Here is a 20,987-nt window from a genome sequence, read left to right on the forward strand (position 1 = left end):
TCTGTCTCGAAGATTGTGGTAAGATGAAGAGAATGGACAACAGGTAAGGGTGAGGATATGGAAACGCAAACGCCTCCGGTACGGGGGATTTTTTTCGATGTGGATGATACGCTGTACGATCACTTGGTGCCTTTTCGGCAGGCGGTTGAGGCTTTGCTAGGCAAGAACGACCTCTTTCCTTATGAGGAGGCCTACCACCGGATGAGGTATTACAGCGACACGCTGTCAGCCGCATCGGGAGGCGCGGGGGCGATGGAGGGCAGCCCGGCCATGGAAGTGATGAGAAGGGACCGGTTTCAGCTCGCCTTCCGTGAATTCGGCGTGGAGCTGAGCTCGGAGCAGGCCGCCGCCATGCAAGCGGAATACTTGGGTGGACAATATCGGCTTCAACCCTTCCCTGGCATGCGGGAGCTGATCGAGCGGCTGATTGCGGACGGGAGGGTGGTCGGACTCATCACCAACGGGCCCAAGCTGCATCAGAAGAACAAAATTCACGCTCTGGGCCTGGACGGACTCATCCCACCCGGCAATTGGTTCATCTCAGCGGAGGTCGGCTGGGACAAGCCGGACCCGCGAATCTTCACGTATGCCAATGAATGCACCGGAACGGATGCTTCCGAGTGCGTGTACATCGGCGACACCTGGCGCAACGATGTGATCGGAGCGCTAGCCGCGGGCTGGAGGGTCATTTGGTTCAACCACCGTGGAGTGGAACCGGAATCCGAAGGAACGCCAACCTATACCGCTGCCAGCTGCGAAGAGCTCGCTCGCCTTCTGTTAAATCAAGCAGAATGAGGAGCAAGGGGCGAAAAGGGCGGAACTTCACTGCTGGAAGCGAGACTCACACGGTAGCATTAGATCTACACAAAAACGCACGGCCAATCTTTAAGATCGGCCGTGCGTTTTTTGACTCCTGCTGCCCTGTGGCTCTGTTGAAGAACCACCTTCCGTTTTCGCGGAAGAAAGCGTAGGCTGCTTTACAAGCCGAGTGTCTTTCCCTTTTCCAAGCGCTGGATGCTTTTCTCGCCGGTATCGGCCAATTCGCGGAACTGATCGATCGTTTCCCGCATCTTAGGAAGGGCATTCTGCTTGTAGGTGCTGATCGACTCCAAGGCGGTCAAGCTGTCCGCAAACGCCTGCTTGAGCGTTTCCACCGAAATGCTCGTCTCCAGCGATTGCTTATGAATTTCCGCGCCTTGCTCCTTCAGCATTTTGGCTGTGCCGGCAATCAGCTCGTTGGTGGTTCGATTCAGAAGCTCGATCTTCTGCAGGACGATCTTCTGGTTATAGAGAGCGCTCGCAACCGTTACGGCAATTTTCAAAGCCGAGATCGTCACCGTTTTGGCCCGATCAACGCCGCGAATCAGTTCCTTGTTGTTTCGGATGACCACTTCGATCGCGATGATGCCCTGTTGATTGACGACCAGCATCTGCTGCATATCCATCACGCGCTGCCGGAGGGGGAAGAGCACCTCTTCCGTAATGAAGCGAACCTTCTCGGCGTCCTCCGCGCGCATTCGTGCGGCTTCGATCTGGGCTTCGATGGTTTCGTCCATGAGAACCCCGAGTTGGATTTCCTTCTGCAGCTTTTTGGTCAGCTCCCTCAGCGTCTGCTGCTCGAGCTCAAGGGTGGTGTTATCGTTCTTGAGCGTCGTTTTCCCTTTGTCCAGCGAAGTGACGATATCGGCGATCACCGTATCCGCTTTCTGATACTTCAGAAAGTACGCGCGCATCGGATTGAATAACTTGCCGAGCAGGCCGCCTTTGGCGAAATCGACCACGCTCGGATCCAAATCCTTCAGCTGCATATGAAGCTCGGTCAGCCCTTTGGCGACCTGGCCCCCTTCGTCCCCCGTTTTGGAGAGATTGCCGACCGAAACCTGCAGCAGTGCGTTTTTGCTGGAGGAGGTCTGCATCGTGTCTATGCCGAAGGAGTCGATGGACTTCAGAATCTCTCTTCGCTTCTCCAGAGAATCCAGGTCCAGCTCCATAATCGTCGCTACGTTGGAATTCGCCAAATCCTTTAATTTCGCGACTTCCTCCGGAACCGGTTTAACTTCCTCCTCGATGACAGCCTTAATCTTCTCCGGACTGGCCACTTCCATGGAAAACGACATAGGTATCCTCCTTTAATTGAGCTTCAATATGATGATGGGCTGGATGGATGAAATGAGGTGCGGCTTACATTTGAACATTGAACAAATTGCCGATTTTGTAGACGACATCGTCGGTATCCGCGTTGATGCTGGCAGCTTCATTGATATTGGAAATGCTCTGTAGCGCTTGAATGTTCGCATTATAGCCGATCGTGTAGATCGGGATCTTGTAGGTTTCGATCAGCTCTTTGATGTCCTTCAGCGAATGGCCTTCATTCGTTTCCCCGTCGCTTAAAACGAAGATCAGCGGCTTGACGGACGGGTTCACCGCCATCTGGTCCTGAATCATCTTCATGGCGACCGCGATGCCGTCGAAGGTAGCTGTCCCTCCGCCAGCGGTTAGACTGTTGACGGCGCCGACGAACATCGATTGCTGATTGGTGTCGTATTTGGCAATCGGCAGGTTGATGGTCACGTTGTTGGAGTAAGAGACAAGCCCGATGCTATTGTCCTTGCCCAAAAACTTTTGCCCCTTGATCAAGGACTCCTTCAAGCGGTTGAGAGGCTCGCCGGCCATGCTCCCGGACACGTCCGTGACAAAGACCGCCATGATCGGCTTGTTGCCATTCTTCTTCTCTTTCCACAGCTTTTGGGCGGAGGACAGAAGGGCTCCGTCCACGGCGGGAAGCTCGGACTTGTAATCTTCGAGAGCATTAAAGCCTTTCTCCTCAGCAGCCTTCTGATACTTCTCCTGAGCGACGAACTCCGAGAATTTGGTCAGAATATCCAGCTTGGCTTGCGGCAGGTCGCCGAGTGCATACAGAGGGCTGTCATGCCTGACGCCAAAGGGAGTGAACACGTAAGACTTTTTCAGATCGGCGGCATTGACGTAGGTTTGATATTCCAGTACGAAGCCGTCCAGCATGCCCGACTTGGCCGCATCGCGCATTTGAATCGTCGTGGAGGCGATGAAGGGAACGTTCGCCTGGAACTGCTCGAACCCTTGCACAGCCTTCTCTCCCAAAATATCGGAGCTGTCGAACGTGTTGAGCGCCGTCACGAGAAAATTCAACCCGGTCGAACTCGCGAACGGATCGGTATACCCCATGGCAAATTCATTGGCCGCAATCGCTTCGGTGATCGTTTTGACATTGACGGAGCCGTATTTCGCTACAAGAGCATCGTGTTTGGCTTTGGAGATGACGATTCCGGGGACGTTGCCGACCAGGCGCTTGGAGATCAGCTTCGTCTCGATGCCGTTCGCCTTGACCATCTCTCCCCACAGCTCATTCGACGGGGTATAAGCGTCGGGGACATATTTGCCGGATTTGATATAGTCGGCCGCCGTACCGGACGCAATGTTGCGGAGCTTGATCGAAGCAGGTTTGCCGTCCACGACGATGTTGGATTTGTTAAATTCCTCCGTGACCTCCGTCAACCAGCCGTCGACTCCAGAGCCGGACTTTTCAGTGGAGGAGAAGATCTCCACAAAGTTGTCGGTGCTGTTCGGCACGGTGATCGGGAATTTGGAGATATCCGGCAAAGACTCGCCGACATCGGCCGGGTTCAGGTCAATCTGGCCTTTGATCGGCTCCGCGGTGGACACCGAAATTTTGGAGTAGAGCTTGCTCAACTGCTTGCCTGCATCCTCCGCAGTCACCTGATCTTTGGTTTTTCCAATGTTGGAGGTAAGGTTTACCCCGTAATAAACCAGAGCAAATACGAGAACCACGATAAGTCCGGAAAAGAAAAGGAACTTTCTTTTTTTTTGCATGGCTGCACCTCTTTAGTTCTTATAGTATTTGGTTTGCTGGATGAGCATGTCGATTTCCTGCATGCAGGGCATCTTCTCGATATCTCCGGCCTCCAGGCTGTCCAGGCGGGATATTTCGAGCAGCAGTTTATCGAGCTTCAATAAGATTTCCTCGTTGTTTTCGATTGAGCTTTTGAGGAAGGCCAAATGCTCGTTATAGACGTCTGCTCTCTGGCGAAGGATGTCCGTCGCATACGCTGTTTTCGCTTTCTTGAGGCTCGCATATTCCGACTCGTCGAACACTTGGAGCCGGTTTAGCATGCTTCGGCCATTCAGATAGAATAGATTCTCCACCTGCTGGATGACGGAAGCGAACTTCTTGTAGCTGACCTCAGCCGGGTCGAAGCGCTGATCCAAGACTTCAAACAGCGTGCTCTTCTTCTTCCTGATTCGCTCCAGCTGATTCAAACCGAGGGCCATATCCTCCTCCAGTGCTTGAATTCGTTTGTAGTGCTGAAAGGCCTCCACGTAATCCTCATGCGTTTGAATCTGTTTGATGGGAATGACGACCGGAGCCTTTGTCAAAAGAGAGTAGCTTCCGTACAGCAAAACGAGGGCGCTGGCGAACAGCAGGGTGACTCCCGAAGCCGTCGCCAAAGCGCTCGCGCCGAGCTCGACACCTATGAATCCGGGGGAGAACACGATGATATTTAAAGCTGCGACACCGAGCACGAGTCCCAGCAATTTGACGTATTTGGTACCCGTCAAGAAGATAACCTCCTTATGCATCTAGTACGCTGTCAACTTAAAAACCGTGGACTCCGCACAACTTCCCATACCGATTGACGCCGATTCATATCCACACGATTAAGGTGGACAGCGTACGATATAGGCATCCTTCCTAGAGCAGACGGAAGGAGAGCGTTCTTTTTCAAGGTAATACGCAGCTGGAGCGGTTTTGATTTCACTTGTGTCAGGTATTTTTGAAAAACGGGTTGTTGGAAGAACGTGCGCAGATCATATTTTCTCTACTTTATCATAATATGGGAGAATCGAGATAGAAGAAAAACCCTCTTTTGGCGCAGAGGGTAGAATGGATGTCATCTATTGTCACGCGAACTGGAAAAATGTTAAACGGAATCGTTTAGGAGCTCGTGGACAAGCCGCCATCCACGTGGAGCACCTGTCCGGTGACAAAGCGGGAATCGTCCGAGGCGAGGTAGACATAGGTCGGCGCCAGCTCGAAGGGCTGGCCGGCGCGGCCGAGAGGAGTATCGGTGCCGAAGATGGCGATTGCATCGGAGGAGAAGCTGGCTGGAATGATCGGGGTCCAGATGGGGCCGGGAGCGACCGCATTTACGCGGATCCCCTTCTTGGCAAGGTTCTTGGAAAGCGCCCGGGTGAAGCCGACGACTGCTCCTTTCGAAGAGGTGTAGTCGATTAGGAGCGGATTCCCAATATAAGTAACCGCGGATGCCGTGCCGATAATAGAGCTTCCGGCTTTCAGATGCGGCAGGGCAGCGCGAGTAATATAGAAATGAGAATAGATATTCACCTTGTACGTATCGTCGAACTGCTCGTCGGTGATGTCCGTCAAGCTGTTCTGCTGGAATTGAATGCCCACGTTATTGACGAGGATATCCAGACGGCCGAAGGTGGCGACGGTGTGCTCGACCAAAGCGGCACAGAGGCGTTTGTCACGGACATCTCCAGGCATGAGAAGGCAGTTCCGCCCCAGTTCCTCCACGCGGCGTTTGATCGCGATGGCATCCTCGTGCTCATCGAGATAGGAAATGGCGACATCCGCTCCTTCCTTGGCGAAGGCGATGGCCGTTGCTCCGCCGATCCCGCTGTCGCCGCCTGTGATCAGAGCCGTTTTACCCGCCAGCTTCCCGCTGCCCTTGTATTGCGGGTTTTCCATGATGGGCTTCGGGACCATAACCCTGCTCACGCCGGGCTGGTGAAGCTGACGCTGCTCGGGGAAGCTGAGCGGAATCTCTTCAAACTCGGTGATTCTCCCGTAGTAGGGGTACAGCGGATAAGGGGCTGTCTGCTTGCGCTCCTCAAACTGCTTCTGCAGATCGGCGATCTGGGCCGGGAGCTGCTGTTCGGGTTTCATGGCCTTCCTCCTTCACCTTCACTCCTATAGCTCTATGTAAGCACGGATGGGTTGGTGCCTAGTTGATTGATACCGAGTTCTATCATGCGGAAGTGAATCGGTGCTTGCTTGTATCCGACGGCAGTCGCACTCCGCAAATGCCCGCATACGCTGGTAGGAAAGCCGCGAAGGAGGATACAGCATGAAAGTGGAATTCAGCCGGGAAGTGCGGAGGCTGCTGGAGAATCATTCATCGGCAACCGTCGATATGCGGTACGATTTAAATCCGTACACCTGGACCATGCCGGTTTTGGGTCCGCGGCCGCCTTTTTATACGAATCCCATTTACGAGTGGAGATACCCGGTGATTTAATCGAACAGAAACGAAGAAGCCTCCTTCTCCGCTGAATGGCGGGTGGGAGGCTTCAACATTCGAGAATAGATGGCCTTGATACAAGAAGCTATCAGGATCTGCCAGGCCAGAAGTGCGGGAAGAGCTCTTCCGCCTATACAGCGGATTCAGCGGTGGCAACCGGGAAGCCTGTGCCAGGATTCACAAGCTCGCGCGCAAAGCTTCGGCCATAGTGATAGGCCTCGGATAGTTCGTCCTCGCTCGGCTTGAACACGGTTCGCAGGCTCGGCACGCTCTTGAACCGGAGCTGGGCGAGCCGCGCTTCGATATTCTTGATCGCTTCTCCGCTCCAGCCGTAGGAGCCAAAGACGCCGGCAAGCTTCTTGCCGTGGACGATCGGATTTAACTGCGTGAGGAGATTCCAAATGGGCGGAAGCGTATCCGCGTTGATCGTCGGCGAACCGAAGAGCAGACCGTCTGCCCAATAAATTTTATCGAGCACCTCGGTCAGCTCACAGGCGGTCAGATCGAATAGGACGGCTTCGATCTCGCCGCTGCCCTCTTCTTCGACGCCGCGCTTGATCTCCTGGGCCATCATCTCCGTGTAGCCGTATACGGAAACATAGGGGATAACGACGCTGCGCAGGGTGTTAGGATTCGTCTCCACCGACCATTCCTTGCACAAGCCGACGATCTCCAGAGGATTCTGATCCAGCACCGGTCCGTGTCCGTTGCAGATAACATCGATCGCCAAATGCTCAATCTTGCCGATCGCCGTTGCCATGCTCGATTTGAATGGTCCCATGATGCAGTCATAGTAATATTTTAAAGCCGAATAATAATCGTCTCGGTTCGCGATCTTGGACAGCAGGACATCGTCGAAGGCATAATGCGCCCCGAAGGAATCGCAGGTGAAGAGGATACGGTCCTCCTGCAGGTAGGTGTACATCGAATCCGGCCAATGCAGAAGGGGAGCGGGAATGAAGGAGAGCGTCTTGCCGCCGAGCTCAAGAGTGCTTTTGGCGTTTACGGGCATGGAGTTGAATTCGCGATTGGTGATTTCCTTCAAGTACTTGAGTGCTACCGGAGAGCCGACGACGGTCACGTTCGGAATGTAGTCCAGCAGTTTTTCGAGCGACCCAGCATGATCGGGCTCCGTGTGATCGACGATGACGTAATTGATCTTGGCGAGGTCGATCGTCTCTTGCAGCTTGGCCAAATATTCGTCCCAGAATTTCACCTTGACGGTCTCGATGAGCGCCGTCTTCTCCGTGCCTTCCACGAGATAAGAATTATAGGAAGTGCCGAATTCGGTAACCATGATGATGTCGAATACCCGGATGTCGTGATCCTGCACCCCGAGCCATTTGACGCCCGGTTTGATGTCCAGTACATTCATAGCCATTCTCCTTTTTTTGTCTCATGCATATGGCCAAATTATACCATGTACGAGCATCCCGGCATGTCCGGTTTTCGTCAATTTATTGAATGCGTGCGTTGTTCGAAGCGGGAGCGGGGCAGGCTTATGAACCGATACGGCTCACAATCCCCAATATATGGTATGATAACTTGGTCGGTAACGATTACTAGTGGTCCAAATGATCGGGGAGGTCTGGAAATGATAGATAAAGCCTATTATCTTTCCCTTTGTGAAGATGCTCAGACGAATATGGATTTCTATAGATCAGAGGCGGAAAAACAGGTATCCAATTGGGAATATGCCAGCAATAAGAGGTATGATGTAACGCCTTATTTTTTTGAGCGTAATCATGAATCTCGGGGGCGTGTAAGCAAAAAGGAAACATCAACGGCTTATGGGTTAGATGCAGATGGGCAAATATGGGTAACAAAGTGTGATTATCTTAGAGACTCCATCGGTTGCTACAGTCGAAATGAGCGTCAATTCGTGAATCGTCTCTATCGAAATGGCGAAATTGATTCAATTGAAGAGGTCGTATTTGAAGAGGGGGTTCCTGTTCGTTATATCCAATTTATTGTGAGAAATGGAAGGACACTCGAATCTTCCTGGCACTTTGAAGAGTATTATGAATACAAAAACAATAGACTTGCACGAATTAGACGAGGCGAGTATGGGTCTCATGGACGAGGGGGTAGTCAATACCAGTATGAGTTGACCTACACGGATAGCGGCAAATTGTCACAAATAAAAGATGATAGGAACCAGATCATCTATTTGGATATTTCAAAATCTCAAGCTTCTGCATTAAGAGAGGAAGTAAGAACGGGACTACTGAATGAATCTCGAAAAATACTTCAAAAAATAGGGAAGCAAGCGGGAGAAGAGAGATTTTGCTTCTTAGGAATCTATCTCCATGATGAACCATTTGGTGTATACGACCCGATCTTCCATCCCGCATTAGAAAGAATCCGATTGGAGCAGCTAAAAGAAAACAGCAGCTTGGAATATATTTGGTGCACGGGAGAGCATCCTGTGACCTATCAGGAAACGATAGAAGATAAGGGAGTTCGCGATCAGTTCGAACGCCTCGTTCAATACTGGGAAATGAAAAATAGTTGGTGGAAAGAATCCAAGAAGCTATGGCAGGAAGTTGCTATGGAACTTAATCAAGAGGACTGGAGCGATTATAGCGCGCTGACTGAAGATTTTGTCTTATACATTGAGGAAGAAGGAATGAAAGTAAAGGATTTAGCAAAGAGCATTCCTCAAGAGAAGCTAAACATTCTCCGTTCTCAGGGTCTATTAAACAACTAACGCACCCAAAGACGTTATGAGCATGAAGATCGATAGGCATCATGCCGAGTATTATAGGTGGGCAATCATTGTGAGGGGTGGCATTTCGTGAAGCACTATCACCAGTGAGCACGGTAATTCTTCTTTATTATATCGGGTACTGCAAATCAGAGGATGCCATCGAATTTTTGGTGATTTCTCAACCGACCAGTAAAGGGGATCGGGTATTGGTCGATTAAGCTCATGCAAAACATTCGTTCAATCGTGACCGATGGGCATGGGCGCAGCGCACAAGAATGACGATCCCCTCCGCCGTTTTGGCAAAAGGGGCCAGCCGTCCTGCCATCCGATCAGGAGGATGGAATGAAAATGCGGTCATTAAGGCTGCTGGCGAAGGGCTCCGAATTTCTGCTAAAATTCAAGGTAGAAAAGACAGGTTCCTCCACGCAAGAAGGACGTAGCAACCTGCATAAGAAGAGAATCGCTGAACGCTCAAGGAGGGGCTGTTGTTGAATGGATCGATGTGGATTACATTAGCTACGCTCGTCGTGGCCTCCGCCTTGTTCATCTCCGGTAAGCTGCGTTCCGATCTGGTGGCCATCGGCGCCCTGCTCGTGCTCATGCTGATGGATATCTTGACACCTGCCGAAGCGCTTGCCGGCTTTTCGAATTCGGTGGTCATCATGATGGTCGGGCTGTTCGTGGTGGGCGGAGGCATCTTTCAGACCGGCCTCGCCAAGCTGGCGAGCGGCAAGCTCTTGCAGCTCGCCGGCAAGAACGAAACCAAACTGCTCATCATGGTCATGCTGGTGACGGCGGCGATCGGCGCCTTCGTCAGCAACACCGGCACTGTCGCGGTCATGCTGCCGATTGTCGTCAACCTGGCGCTCAGCGCGGATACGACTCCAGGGCGGCTGCTCATGCCGCTCGCATTTGCGAGCAGCCTGGGCGGGATGCTGACCTCTATCGGAACGCCGCCCAACCTGGTCATTCAGGATGCGCTGCAAAGCGGCGGGTACGGCAAGCTGAGCTTCTTCTCCTTCGCGCCGACCGGGCTCGTGTGCCTGACGACGGGCGTGCTCGCCATGCTGGTGCTGCGCCGGTTTCTCCCGAAGGAAGAAGGGGCAGGCAAAACCCGGCGCAACGGACGCTCGCCGATGGAGCTCGCGCGCAAATACCGGTTCGCGCAAAATCTGTTTCGCGTTCAGGTGCGCTCCGGCTCGCCTCTGCTGCGGAGGACGCTCCTCGAGCTGGAGATCCCCTCCCGCTTCGAGCTGACCATCATCGAGATCCGCCGGAAGATATCGGCCAAGAATCAGCTCTTCAAGACGATCAATCAGGAGATTGCCGGACCGGGCACGGTGATTGAAGAGGATGACATTTTGTACGTTCACGGTTCTTATGAGCATGCCGAGGAATTCGCCGAGCAGTATGGGCTTGCGCTGCTGGATAACCAGGCGCTCGAAGAGAAGCCTTCGCCAGAGGCGGAGCATTACGCCACGAGTGACATTGGCATCGCGGAGGTCATGCTCGCGCCGGGATCGCGGCTCATCGGCCGGATGGTCAAGGATTCCGGCTTCCGGGAGAAATATCGGCTGAATGTGCTCGGCATCCAGCGCAAGGAGAACTATCTGTTGCATAACCTCAAGGAAGAGAAGATGCGCTTCGGAGACGCTCTTCTCGTGCAGGGAACCTGGCAGGATATTTCGCTCTTGGCCTCTTCTGATCCAGAGGTGGTTGTTGTCGGACAACCTCTGGAGGAATCCCGTAAAATGACGATGGATAACAAAGCGCCTATCGCTGCAGGAATTTTGCTCCTGCTGATCCTGCTCCTCGTCACGGAGCTGATCCCGCCCGTCGCGGCGGTCATGGTATCCGCCGTCCTCATGGTTGCGCTCGGCTGCGTTCGGAACATGGAAGAAGCGTACCGCACGATCAACTGGGAGAGCATCGTGCTGATCGCCGCCATGATCCCGATGTCGACCGCGATAGAGAAGACCGGGGCGGCGGAGCTGTTGTCTCGCGGTTTGGTGGACTCCCTCGGGACCTTCGGGCCGTTCGCGCTGCTCGCCGGGATCTATGCGACAACATCGGTGCTCACCATGTTCATCAGCAACACCGCCTGCGCCGTTCTGCTCGCACCGATCGCGCTGAGCGCCGCTGTTCAGTTTGGGGCAAGCCCGTATCCTTATCTCTTCGCGGTGGCGATCGGGGCGAGCATGTGCTTCGCTTCTCCGTTCTCGACGCCGCCTAATGCCCTCGTCATGTCGGCCGGGCGTTACAAGTTCAGCCATTACTTGAAGGTCGGATTGCCCTTGCAAATTGTCATGGGGATCGTCATGGTGGTTGTGCTGCCTCTGATTTACCCATTTCACTGATAGAGGACGGAAGAATCCACCGCGGCAGCGGTGCAATACCGGCAAACCAGAAACAGAACAAGAACAAGAAAAAGGACCCCGACTCCACTTGATGTGGAGCCCGGGGTCCTTTCCTTATAAGCATAGCTCAGATGAAGATTGAGATTAGTTCACTTTCTTGAAGCGATCTTCGATCTTGGCGGTGATGCTGGAGTTCGCGAACTTCTCTTTGACATAGTCGATCGTGGCGTCCAAGTCAACCGGACCAGCAATGCGGTTCGTGCCCTTGATCAGGGTGACGTAGCCGTCGCCGCCCGTTGCCATGAAGTCGTTGACGACCATGGTGTAGGTGGCATTGTCATCGATCGGCGTTCCGTCTGCTTTCTTGATCTCCAGAACCTTTTGGCCGTACGGCTTGCTGTCGTCGTAGGTGTAGGTGAAGCCGGAGATTTGGCCGATCTTGGCCGAGGTGCCGGCCCATTGTTCGTTCAGCACGGCGCGGATTTGGGCGCCGGTCAGCGTCATCTTGATCAGCACGTTGCCGAACGGTTGGATCGAGAACATGTTGCCGTAGGTGACGTTGCCTTGCGGCAGGTCGTTGCGGATCCCGCCCGAGTTCATGAAGGCGAAGTCGGCTTTCATGATATCGCGCATGCCGTCGGCAATCAAGTTACCCATGGCATTCTCACCGCTCTTGCTCACTTCGCGGGTGATAGCGGCATCAGCCTTACCAACCGGAGCGTTCATGACCGGTGCGTTCTTATCGGTGTAATCTTTGATCATCTTGGTGATTTCAGCATCCGGCGTGATCGCTTCCTGCTTCACGTCGACAACGTCAGCCTTGATGCTGTCGATGTCGTGGGTGGCGCGGTTGATCACCAGATCAACATCGGAGAATGCCGTTCCGTAGGAGTAAGCTTCAATGACGAGCTTGCCGTCGATCATCGTGTTGATCTTGCCATGGTTGTGACCGGCGAAGATCACGTCCACATCATCGTCAACGGCTTTGGCGAGGTCAACGACTTCGCCGGTCGGAGCGGTGGCGCTGCCTTCGAACGGATCGTGGGCAAGGACGACGATGGCGTGAATGCCTTGAGCGTGAAGCTCATCCACGGCTTTGTTGACTGCCGTCGCTTGATCGGTGAAGGTTACACCCTTCAGGCCGGCCGGAGCAACGATGGAAGGCGTGATGTTCGTGATGAGACCGATGAAACCGATCTTCACGCCGCCAACTTCCTTCACGATATACGGATCGAGCATCGGCTTGCCGTCGAGCAGTACGTTGGCTGCAATGTACGGGAAGTTTGCACCAGCGAAATCAACGCCGGTCTTCGGGTTCTTGCCGCCGTAGATCAAGCGGAGAGCTTCCTGCGGTCCTTTGTCGAATTCATGGTTGCCAAGGGTTCCGAGATCGAAGCCGAGGCGGTTCAGGAAGTCGATGGTCGGTTCGTCCTGCAGCAGGGCGGATACCGGAGCGCTGGCGCCTACGGCGTCACCGACGTGGAGCAGGAGGGTATTCGGGTTCTCAGCTTCATACTTCTTCAGGTAAGCGGCGAGGTAATCAGCGCCTCCGAGCGTGGAGGTGACTTTGCCGGCCGAATCCTTCACGACCTTCTTGTAGTCAAGCTGGCCGTGGAAGTCGTTGATGGCGAGCAGTTGAACATTGATGTCCGTGATCAACGTGTAGATAACCTTGGCGGCTTCCGCACGAGTCGAGTTGTTCTTCGGATAGAAGTAGTTCTTCGTGTCGCCCTTCATGAGCCCGCGGTCATAGACCAGGCTGATGGAGTCTTTGGCCCATGCGCTGATGGACTTACCGTCAACGTAAGAGGTCGTCGTGGTCGACTTGAGCTCTTCTGCTGCGCGAACATCGAGAGCGTTTTTGGCCATGACAGCCATTTCTTCACGGGTGATCGGCAGGTTCGGAGCGAATTTGTCGGCGCTCACGCCCTTGACCAGTTCATTCTCATAAGCGGCGGCGATGGCGCTAGCGTACCAGCTGTTCGCAGCAACGTCCTTGAAGGGAGCTGCAGCAGTTGCCGTCAGGCCAAGAGCACGGACGAGCAGGCTAGCGAATTCAGCGCGGGTAACGGAAGCCTCCGGGCTAAAGGTGCCTGCCGGAGTTCCGGTGACGATTTCTTTTTCCGCCAAGGCTTGGATCGAATCATGAGCCCAGTGGGTCTTGGCAACGTCCGGGAATTCGGCAGCAGGTTCCGGAGTCGGAAGAACTTCCTTGGTCAGGTCGATCGTGTAGATACCGAAGCCTTTGTCATCCGTCTTGCCGGTGTACTTGATGTTGTCGGTTTCCTTGGCATACTTCTCGGCAGCCGGAGCCGACGTGAAGGTGACGTTCAAGTTCGAGCCCTTGATCGGGGCGATCGACCAGTTGTTGTCAGCCGTCGGGTTGATTTCTTTGTGAGTGGAGATGTAATCCATCAGGATCTGACGATTTTCATCCGGCGAGTCGATGATGATCTTGCTCGTCTTCACGCCGGGGAAGTTGCCGCCTCCGCTTGCGCGGTAGTTATTCGTGGCAACGACGAAATCCTGGTTCGGATCAACGGCTTTGCCCTTGTATTTCAGGTTTACAATCCGGCTGGAGGAAGCGTCGTTCACGGTTCCGTCCGCTTTGTATTTAGCCGGCTTGGTAACATCCACCTGGTACGTTACTCCGTCGATGACGTCGAAGTTATACACCGGGAAGGAAGCGTTAAGAAGCGGTTGTTCGTCGGTCTTGGCCGGGTCGATCTGGTTGAACTTGCCGGCAGACATTTCCAGCCATTCCTTGATGACCGAGCCCTTGACGAGCATAGCCTTCAGGGTGTTGTCGTAGAGGTACAGGTCGCCTGCGCTCTTGATGGCGAGCGGGCCTTTCGCGATTTCGGTATATTCTTCAGGGCCGTTGCGTCCCGCCTTGAAGGGAGCGCCGACCGAGAGAACCGGCAGGCTTGCGTATTGGGGCAGGTTCTTTTTGATGTAGGAAGCCACATAGTCTTTTTGAGCGGCGGTGACGATCTGTACGGAAGGATCATCCTGCACCAGCGCAAAGTAGCTGTGGATCGGGGCGGTCGTCGTGCCGATCGGGCTGTTCACGTAGTTGAGCGTACCTTCGTGATCGGCCTTCAGCAGCTTGACCATGGCTTGGTCTTCGTCGGCAAGGGACTTCTTCGCCGCCGTGTCGTAGATGGCTTTGGTGGACGATTGCGTGGAAGCCACGCTCCATTTGCCGTTCGTCTTCGACAGGGTCAGATCGATAACGCCGAGGTTGGCGCCGCCGAAGCCTGCTTGAACGGCCGCAACGCCGTTGATCGTGCCCTTTTCATTGTCTACGCCCGGATATACTTTGCCGGAAGCATCCTTGAACAGAGCGTCAAGCGCTTTTTCGGAAGCGGCCGGGAAGACCTTGTGCGTGTGAGAGAAGGTGATGGCGTCAATGCCCGGCACCTTGCTGAGCGGGTAAACAGCGTCTTCAGCCAAGGTGTTCGCTTGAGCGCTGCCGTTGAAGCCGCTGTGAGACATGACGACGACGATATCGGCGCCTTCGCTCTTCATTTTCGGAACGAACTTCTCAGCGGTCGCTACAATATCCTTGGTGATGACTTTGCCTTCGAGATTGTTTTTGTCCCATTGGAGAATTTGCGGGGTAACGAGTCCGAGAACGCCGATCTTAACCGTTTGGGTATTGCCGTTCTCGTCGGTAAAGGTTTTGTTCAAAATTTTGTAAGGGGTGAATTTGTTGACGTCGTTGTCGGGGTTGTTGTCTTTGTCATCGACGTACACATTCGCGTTTATGTACGGGAAGCTGGCTTTTTGAATGATTTGTTCCAGATAGGGAAGGCCGTAATTAAATTCGTGGTTGCCGAAGGTGGCGATATCGTACCCCAGCTCGTTCATAACCTTGTATACCGGGTGTACTTCGTCAGCTTTGGTCGGATTGATAAGAGCTTTGTAGGTTCCGAGCGGAGTGCCTTGAATCAAGTCGCCATTGTCGACCAAAAGGGTATTCGGTACTTCCTTGCGGGATTCCTTGATCAAGGTTGCCGTACGAACGAGACCGACGGTGGGAGCCGCCGCGCTCTTGTAGTAATCGTAAGACATGAGATTCGTGTGTACATCCGTGGTCTCCAAAATCCGCATTTTCAACGTGGAGTCCCCATCCGCAGCTGCTGCGTACAACCCGCCAAAAGGCATGGCCAGCATGCTTGCTACGAGCGTGGATGCGCCAATCTTGGTGATTCTCTGTCTGAACCCATTCTTCACGTTACGTTTCATCCCTCTCTACGTTATGAATTCTACCTCTATAAAACTATTCTATTATATTGATATCTTATCTTATTTTCAATGGGATGAGGAGTAACTTTTGGAAAGATTCATGGAGGAATTATAGAGATAATCAAGAAGGATGGAAAGTAAGGGCTTTCTCGGAATGGAAAGGCTCCTTTTGTACGGATAACTGGCAAAGTAGGGTATACTGATGAGAGTGGCAAGGGATAGGAACTTTGAGGAGGATCCAATGATTTCATTTGAAGAAAAGAACGCCATCGCAGGCTCGTTTGCGGAGCTTACGCGGAAGGAAGTCTCGATGGGGCGCGTGAATTATCATTATGAAGGAAGTGTCCAGGAGAAGAAGATCGTCGTCTATCATTTGCATCCGAACGGCAATGGGTTTGTCTATGCGGAGCTTCTGCCGGAATACGAGACGGACGGCAAGGGCTTCGTGAACATCCGCGATTTCAGCCGAGAGGAGCTGCACACGCTCATCCGCCGTTCGATCCGCTCGCTTGGACCAGAGCGGGAGGAGAAGGAGGATGAAGCTGAAGCGGAAGCGGAAGCACGGTTGGTTGAAGCGGCGGTGACCGAAGAGCAGGATGCGGAAGGATTCACCGAGAAGCATGAGCAGTGGAGCGACGCGGAAGGACACATTCTGGAGCTGCATTTGGAGCCGGAGGATCAAATGTGGTACATCTTCGCGGGCGATCAGCTCGATTCTGCTTTTGAGACGTATGAAGAAGCGGCCGACTATTTGAAAGAAGAAGGATTCACTCGTTGAATGGTCGGAATAGCTGACATACAGAAGGGGTTGTCCCATAGGGGCAGCCCCTATTTCTTTCCTACCTGCAAAAAAATAGGAATGGCGTACTCCTGAAATAGCCGTGTTTTCTCATTGCGTGAAGATGGAATGGAATGGTAATCTGTTGTTCGGTAGGAAGAACAGTCGGACATTTCCGCGCGATTTACGGGCAAGATAAGCGTTCGCTGAGCACAAGCCAGGGGCATGGCCCGTATACTGCAGCAAGACTTCCATAATAGGACTCAGGGAGGAAGAATACTATGAGGAAACGGCGAAAAGGACTGCTGACACTGGCTGTACTGGTGATAGCCGCCCTTTTGGCGCCATCCGCCGACGGACGCGCCGACGGGAATGAAGTAACGGTTCTGGGTACTCCGCTAGGAATGCCGCATGTTGAAATTGATCTTGCCAAATTCGGCATTTATAAGGATGGCACTCATCCGGTGGAGACGACGAAGGGGATCAACAAAGCTCTCAAATGGGCTCAAGAGCAGGGGATCAAGTCGACCAGTCTTCCCCGGGGAACCTACCTGATCTCCAAAGACAGCCGTATCGAGATGGTTGGGAACATGACCTTCACGCTGGACGCCAACACGGTGATCCAGAAGGAAACGAACGGCAAGGAATCGTACCAAACGCTTTTTGTCGGATATGGGACGGATAACGTCACCATTCAAGGCGGCACCTATCGTGGTGACAAGGATAAGCATGATTACACCAAGAAGGACAGCCTGTACTCGTCAGGAACCCACGAAGGCGGATACGGAATTGTCGTGGAAGGTGCGAAGAATGTCACCATCAACAGCGTGAAGGCGATCAACTTTACCGGAGACGGCCTGACGGTGGGGGGGAAAGGAACGCTCGCCAAGGACTTTTACCCGGCGCATTTTACGCTCGGCGCTTATGACGACAAAGGAAAGCCGGTGGCCAGCGCCACGAAGATCCGGACCGTGTCTTCGCTCCCGCTCACCAATGAGATCATTCAGAAGGAACGGGAATTCGAGCTGTCGAATTTGATCAACCTGCCGTGGACCTTCGATCTGTATTTCTATAAAGCGGATAACACCTTCCTCTCTTCCCTCAAAGGGCAGCGGGCACGAACGATCATCGCGCTTCCGGAAGGGGCTGCCTATGCTCAGGCGGTATTCGAGAAATCGTCCACAGCCGGGATCTACATGGAGCTTTGGAACAAGGCGGTATCCAAGGATGTTGTCGTCAAGAACTCCGAGTTCGCTTACAACCGCCGCCAAGGAATCACGATCGGCGGAGCGGACCGCATTCTCGTTGAGAATAACTACATTCATGATATGAAAGGAACGGCGCCGCAGTCCGGCATCGATGCGGAAGGCGGATTCGGAGAAAACGGCAACCGCAACTCCAACCTCACCATCAAGGGCAACGAGTTCTGGAACAACGCCGCTTACGATCTCATCCTCTATGACGGCCGGGACGCTGTCGTCGATGGGAACCACTTCGCTTCCAAGGGAGCCATCGGGCTTGCCGTCTCCGACCCTTTCACCGGGGTCATGGTCAAGAACAACCACTTTGACGGAACGAGAATCAATGCGACGCATGATGTCACCTTCACCGATAACCGGATGAACGATTCCTTTACTACCTTCGAGGGGCCGAACATCGTCATCGACCGCATGACGTTTACGGATTCCGTGCTCAGCATCAGCAGCAAGGTGCCCTTCGGCGTGACGGCGTCTAACATTGTCATGTACAACAACAAAAAACAGCAAAATGCGCTCGCCCTCTGGGGCAAGCCGATCAAGCTGAAGGACGTCACGATCTACGGGGAGACCAAGATCGGCACTGTCGTGGGCGGCATCGAGGACGGTAGCATCTTTGAGCGTTTGAGGGTGATCGGGCACAGCGGAGGTAACCTGCCTCGGGGAACTTATATCGACAGCGTCTTTGAAGCGGCTCCCGGCAGCATGAAGGAGCTGAGCACGCGCTACTCCGGCAGTACCGTTCTCGACGGCTGCACGTTCAAATCGACGACAATGGGACTCTATTACGAGAGCGCGGACGGCAGCCTGACGGTGCGAAACTCCACCTTTGAGGTGGGAAGCAACAATCCGGCCATCACCATCCAGGCAGCGAAGGCAGCGGTCATCGAGAACAATGTGATCCGCGCAGGCAAGCTGTCGAGCACATCCATGGCCGTCATCAAGCTGAACGATGTATCCAAGAGCAAAAACCCGTTCACCGTCGCGATGGCGCAGATTACCGGCAACACGATTACGACGAATCTGGCGGCCAAAGGAATCTCCACCCTCTATACAGGGGTTGGAGCCCCCTCCTACACAGTGACGGATAACGTTCTCGTGAAGGCGGTTCTGGAGACGAAAGCCGACGATGTCGTCACAAATAATCTACTCAGGTAAGCGGAGCCGCATCGCAGGCGACCGTCCCGAAGGCAAAGATTGTCCTTCCGGGACGGTCTTTTTTTGTGTGATATTCTTTATTGCGAACAGTTGACAAGGCGAAAAGGACCTGATAAACTAATCCCATGTTCGCTATAAAGAACATCGAACGAACAGCAGCGAACAAAGTTCAGGGGAGTCTCGGAGGTCGTATGAGCGCTATCGCAGGGATTTATCATTTCACCGGAGAGCCGGTGTCCGCCGAGATCGGACTCCGTCTCATGGATGAATTTGAGCGATTTCCGGCCGACCGAACGGGGACGTGGGCAAGCGAGGGCGTGTTCCTCGGCTGCCGGACCCGCTGGCTGACTCCCGAGTCGGTGAACGAAGAGCTGCCCCGAAAGGGTCCGCACGGGCTCGCGATAACAGCGGATGCGATTCTCGACAACCGCGATGCTCTGCTCGCCTTGTTTGGCATTGAACCTTCACGGCACGCGTCAGTTCCCGACAGCGAACTGATTGTACTTGCTTACTTGAAGTGGGGAGAAGCATCTCCCGCTTGGCTGATTGGTGATTACGCGTTTGTCATCTGGGATGAGTCTCGCCGTCGCTTGTTCGGCGCTCGCGACCATTCGGGAAAGCGAACGCTTTATTATCACCGGACTGCTGAACGATTCGCCTTCTCCACGCTCATCGGACCGCTCCTGGCTCTGCCGGGGGTGGAAAAGCGCCTGAATGAGCGATGGCTGTCCGAATTTCTCGCGATCACCGGCATGGTCGACACGGCAGACAGCTCCCAGACGGTTTATCTCGGCATCGAACAGATTCCTCCGGGGTATTGCTTCCTGTGCGAGGACGGGAGAGTGACCCTGTCCGAATACGGCGGGCGGCTGCTTCCGAGCGACACGCTGAAGCTAAAGAGCGATGCCGAATACGAGGAAGCGTTCCGAGACGTGTTTGGAGCTGCTGTGAGGTCTCGCCTTCGATCGGGTCTGCCTGTCGGTTCTCAGCTCAGCGGAGGGTTGGATTCCGGAGCGGTAGCCAGCTTCGCGGCGCTTGGCTTGCGAGAGGAGGGGCGTACCCTTCACACCTTCAGCTACGTCCCGGTGGAGGGCTTCACGGACTGGACGCCACGTCATCTCATGGCGAACGAAAAGGCGTTTATGCAGGCGACAGCCGCACATCATGACAACATGGAAACCCATTTCCGCGATTTTGCCGGGACCCATCCGCTCTCCGTGATGGATTTCTGGCTCGGTCTGATGGAAATGCCTTATAAATTCTTCGAGAACTCGTATTGGCAAAAAGGGATATTCGAGGAAGCGAGCAGCCGGGGGATCGGTTTTCTCTACAACGGCGCCAGAGGCAACTACACCATTTCGTGGGGGCCGGCGCTTGATTACTACAGCTTGATTCTGAAACGTCTTCAGCTCATCCGGTTTCTCCGGGAGCTCGGCGCGTACAGCCGCAACATGGGCGTGAGCCGATCCCGCGTCTTGTCGGTCGTAGGGGCCAAGGCGTTTCCTGCTCTCCAGGGGCTGACCCGGCAGGCGGCTCCGAAGCCGGCCGAATTTCCGATGTGGATTCATCCGGAATTCGCCGCCAGAACCGGAGTATTCGAGCGGATTGCCGCGCAGGGCTTCGCGGTCAACGGCCAATCGACGTTGGCTGCGGCGGATGCCATCGAGGCGCGCGCCAAGCACTTCACATGCGACAGCCTGTGGAATTCCAGCGGAACGTCGTTCACCAAGCTTTCTCTTCGGTACGGGGTGCAAAGCTATGATCCGACGAACGACCTCCGGGTCATCCGCTTCTGCCTTTCGCTTCCCCTGGACCAGTTTGTCCGTGATGGAGCCGGGCGTTCCCTTGTTCGCCGTTCGACCCGAGGCATTCTGGCCGATGAGGTGAGGTTGAACCAGCGCAAGCGCGGCGTGCAGGCGGCCGATTGGCTGTACCGGATCGTTCCGGTGTGGAAGGAATTCACCGATGAGCTGGAGGCCATGAGCAAGAGTCCTCTCATGCGGGAATATGTGAATATGGACGCCTTGCGCGGGAGCATAGAGCGCTTCAAGGAAGCTCCGAAGGAAGAATCTACGTTCGATCCCGAGCTGCGGCTTCTCATGCGCAGCCTGATCGTATACCGCTTTCTCCGCAACCACTTTGAAGGGAGGTGAG

The 20,987-nt window shown here is 54.1% G+C and carries 13 protein-coding genes; 7 read left to right on the top strand and 6 right to left on the bottom strand.

Annotated features, from left to right (window positions below):
• The first annotated feature begins 57 nt into the window (after positions 1-57).
• On the top strand, positions 58-795 hold the full coding sequence (locus BN2684_RS05500) for an HAD family hydrolase (RefSeq protein WP_058301172.1): 738 nt from the start codon (positions 58-60) through the stop codon (positions 793-795).
• A 182-nt stretch (positions 796-977) separates the two neighbouring features.
• Here the strand turns inward: BN2684_RS05500 and BN2684_RS05505 are convergent, their stop codons facing one another.
• The 4 genes from BN2684_RS05505 to BN2684_RS05520 form a co-directional block, all read right to left on the bottom strand.
• Entirely contained in the window at positions 978-2,117 is a 1,140-nt protein-coding gene (locus BN2684_RS05505; protein ID WP_058301173.1) for a toxic anion resistance protein, read from the bottom strand.
• 64 nt (positions 2,118-2,181) lie between these two features.
• Positions 2,182-3,870 carry a vWA domain-containing protein gene (locus tag BN2684_RS05510; RefSeq protein ID WP_058301174.1) on the bottom strand — a complete coding sequence of 563 codons (1,689 nt, stop codon included), beginning with the start codon at positions 3,868-3,870 and terminating at the stop codon, positions 2,182-2,184.
• Between the two features lie 12 nt (positions 3,871-3,882).
• Positions 3,883-4,617 carry a hypothetical protein gene (locus tag BN2684_RS05515; protein WP_082651775.1) on the bottom strand — a complete coding sequence of 245 codons (735 nt, stop codon included), beginning with the start codon at positions 4,615-4,617 and terminating at the stop codon, positions 3,883-3,885.
• 376 nt (positions 4,618-4,993) lie between these two features.
• Entirely contained in the window at positions 4,994-5,968 is a 975-nt protein-coding gene (locus tag BN2684_RS05520) for an SDR family oxidoreductase (protein WP_058301176.1), read from the bottom strand.
• Positions 5,969-6,149: 181 nt separating this feature from the next.
• On the opposite strand from BN2684_RS05520, the gene BN2684_RS24695 reads away from it, so the two are divergent.
• Positions 6,150-6,320, top strand: a complete 171-nt coding sequence (locus BN2684_RS24695; protein ID WP_187385752.1) for a hypothetical protein — start codon at positions 6,150-6,152, stop codon at positions 6,318-6,320.
• A 133-nt stretch (positions 6,321-6,453) separates the two neighbouring features.
• Here BN2684_RS24695 and BN2684_RS05525 read toward each other — a convergent pair whose 3' ends face one another.
• The gene (locus BN2684_RS05525; RefSeq protein ID WP_058301177.1) at positions 6,454-7,698 is read right to left on the bottom strand and encodes an FprA family A-type flavoprotein; all 1,245 of its coding nucleotides are present in this window, start codon (positions 7,696-7,698) and stop codon (positions 6,454-6,456) included.
• A gap of 219 nt (positions 7,699-7,917) precedes the next feature.
• Between BN2684_RS05525 and BN2684_RS05530 the strand changes: the two genes are divergently transcribed.
• Positions 7,918-9,033 (top strand): hypothetical protein, encoded by a 1,116-nt coding sequence (locus tag BN2684_RS05530; RefSeq protein ID WP_058301178.1) that lies wholly within the window; start codon positions 7,918-7,920, stop codon positions 9,031-9,033.
• A 488-nt stretch (positions 9,034-9,521) separates the two neighbouring features.
• A complete protein-coding gene (locus BN2684_RS05535) occupies positions 9,522-11,390 on the top strand; it encodes an SLC13 family permease (RefSeq protein WP_199825301.1) in 1,869 nt (622 codons plus the stop codon).
• 144 nt (positions 11,391-11,534) lie between these two features.
• Here the strand turns inward: BN2684_RS05535 and BN2684_RS23830 are convergent, their stop codons facing one another.
• Complete coding sequence (locus BN2684_RS23830) at positions 11,535-15,629, bottom strand: bifunctional 2',3'-cyclic-nucleotide 2'-phosphodiesterase/3'-nucleotidase (RefSeq protein ID WP_108722164.1); 4,095 nt, start codon at positions 15,627-15,629, stop codon at positions 11,535-11,537.
• Positions 15,630-15,882: 253 nt separating this feature from the next.
• On the opposite strand from BN2684_RS23830, the gene BN2684_RS05545 reads away from it, so the two are divergent.
• The 3 genes from BN2684_RS05545 (at position 15,883) to BN2684_RS05555 (ending at position 20,986) form a co-directional block, all read left to right on the top strand.
• Positions 15,883-16,419 carry a hypothetical protein gene (locus BN2684_RS05545; RefSeq protein WP_058301179.1) on the top strand — a complete coding sequence of 179 codons (537 nt, stop codon included), beginning with the start codon at positions 15,883-15,885 and terminating at the stop codon, positions 16,417-16,419.
• A gap of 281 nt (positions 16,420-16,700) precedes the next feature.
• Positions 16,701-18,833, top strand: a complete 2,133-nt coding sequence (locus tag BN2684_RS05550) for a right-handed parallel beta-helix repeat-containing protein (RefSeq protein ID WP_058301180.1) — start codon at positions 16,701-16,703, stop codon at positions 18,831-18,833.
• A gap of 191 nt (positions 18,834-19,024) precedes the next feature.
• Entirely contained in the window at positions 19,025-20,986 is a 1,962-nt protein-coding gene (locus tag BN2684_RS05555) for an asparagine synthase-related protein (protein WP_058301181.1), read from the top strand.
• The last annotated feature ends 1 nt before the right edge of the window (position 20,987 follow it).

The sequence above is a fragment of the Gorillibacterium timonense genome, from assembly GCF_001457415.1.
GTDB classification, from domain to species: domain Bacteria; phylum Bacillota; class Bacilli; order Paenibacillales; family NBRC-103111; genus Gorillibacterium; species Gorillibacterium timonense.

Bases quoted from the DNA above. Each gene is read 5' to 3' on its own strand.
- BN2684_RS05500 (WP_058301172.1), top strand. From the start codon at position 58: ATGGAAACGCAAACGCCTCCGGTACGGGGGATTTTTTTCGATGTGGAT.
- BN2684_RS05505 (WP_058301173.1), bottom strand. From the start codon at position 2,117: ATGTCGTTTTCCATGGAAGTGGCCAGTCCGGAGAAGATTAAGGCTGTC.
- BN2684_RS05510 (WP_058301174.1), bottom strand. From the start codon at position 3,870: ATGCAAAAAAAAAGAAAGTTCCTTTTCTTTTCCGGACTTATCGTGGTT.
- BN2684_RS05520 (WP_058301176.1), bottom strand. From the start codon at position 5,968: ATGAAACCCGAACAGCAGCTCCCGGCCCAGATCGCCGATCTGCAGAAG.
- BN2684_RS24695 (WP_187385752.1), top strand. From the start codon at position 6,150: ATGAAAGTGGAATTCAGCCGGGAAGTGCGGAGGCTGCTGGAGAATCAT.
- BN2684_RS05525 (WP_058301177.1), bottom strand. From the start codon at position 7,698: ATGAATGTACTGGACATCAAACCGGGCGTCAAATGGCTCGGGGTGCAG.
- BN2684_RS05530 (WP_058301178.1), top strand. From the start codon at position 7,918: ATGATAGATAAAGCCTATTATCTTTCCCTTTGTGAAGATGCTCAGACG.
- BN2684_RS05545 (WP_058301179.1), top strand. From the start codon at position 15,883: ATGATTTCATTTGAAGAAAAGAACGCCATCGCAGGCTCGTTTGCGGAG.
- BN2684_RS05550 (WP_058301180.1), top strand. From the start codon at position 16,701: ATGAGGAAACGGCGAAAAGGACTGCTGACACTGGCTGTACTGGTGATA.
- BN2684_RS05555 (WP_058301181.1), top strand. From the start codon at position 19,025: ATGAGCGCTATCGCAGGGATTTATCATTTCACCGGAGAGCCGGTGTCC.